At 45.1% G+C, this 1,132-nt stretch carries 1 protein-coding gene and 1 pseudogene; both read right to left on the reverse strand.

The annotated features are described in order from the left end of the window. Nucleotides 1–179, reverse strand: a pseudogene (locus L1D47_RS20775) (IS5/IS1182 family transposase); the annotation flags it as partial. A gap of 106 nt (nt 180–285) precedes the next feature. Then, nucleotides 286–699, reverse strand: coding sequence for a hypothetical protein (locus L1D47_RS20780; RefSeq protein ID WP_239886627.1), 414 nt, complete (start codon nt 697–699; stop codon nt 286–288). Between the last annotated feature and the right edge of the window lie 433 nt (nt 700–1,132).

Genomic DNA, 1,132 nt, shown 5'->3' on the forward strand with positions numbered 1-1,132 from the left:
ATCGTTTCCAGTGGATAGGGACGACGACCATTGCCCGCTTTTGGATAAAAGGGCTCAATCACTTCCAGCAGTTGAGTCCATGGTAATAGGTTGTCCATCCGAGATAAGAAAATCTCTTTACGGGTCTGGCGGCGCTTGCTGGAAAACTCACTATCGGCAAAAGTTAACTGTTGGCTCATGGGCGGTAATGGCTGTGATTTACTATGTAGCTATGATCTCACATCAGGGACTTATTCGCATCTTCCCTAACACTCTTTGTCGGCACAAATAGGCTCACCAGCACCTTTAATCAATCCACGCATACTCAAACACGGCAATATACATAGGCAAAAAGAGCAATATTCCCACCAAAGCCAGCACCTTAGTCGCTTTAGAACCGATTTGACTCACGGCATAATCAATTTTTGCAGATTTAAAAAGTGCGATGAAAGACCAGAGTATTGCGATGACAAGCCACCCATACCATAGCACAGGGTTTGCAGCGCTATTATCGTTATGGACATATCCCCAAAATGCTATCAACCCAAAAGCATGAAATAACGCATTGACCAGCTCTTCGGTAACTGCGGCGATTGGTCGCTTATCCCTTCCCATCACCAAGGCACCAAGCTTAAAAGGAAAGGGGATCAGCAAAAACGCTGCCGTTACCCAAAACATGAACTCCCAAAACAAACTAGCTGCCAACCTTTCTTCAAACATAGTTATCATTCCTTGATAATCCGCTAATTTTTAACGCCGCCCCTATCATGCCGTAGACATTGACATGATGCAAAGACCTCTTGATTCATTCACAAGTATTCCCGGTATGAAGAAAGTGCTTTCCTACACTCTGCTCAGTGAAATGCCAGAGTTAGGAAAACTAAACCGAAAAGAAATTGCCGCCCTAGGGAAACTGCGAACAAGTCCTGCAATTTAGGTATCGAGCGAGGTTTTGAGCGGCCCGCCTGATTTTTGAACGCTAAGTGTTCAATTTTGGCCAACATACTGCCGTTTTACGCCGAATTTCGACCTAATTCCAGGCTGTTCCCGGATTTCAGACAGATCTTGGCTGTCGTCGTAACATCTGGTCTACTTTAAACAGGTTCGCCAAGGTGAATAGCATGGCTAACTGTGAGTCATTTTTCGTCAGCCC

It is taken from the genome of Shewanella sp. Isolate7, from assembly GCF_022398425.1.
In the GTDB taxonomy this organism is placed as follows: domain Bacteria; phylum Pseudomonadota; class Gammaproteobacteria; order Enterobacterales; family Shewanellaceae; genus Shewanella.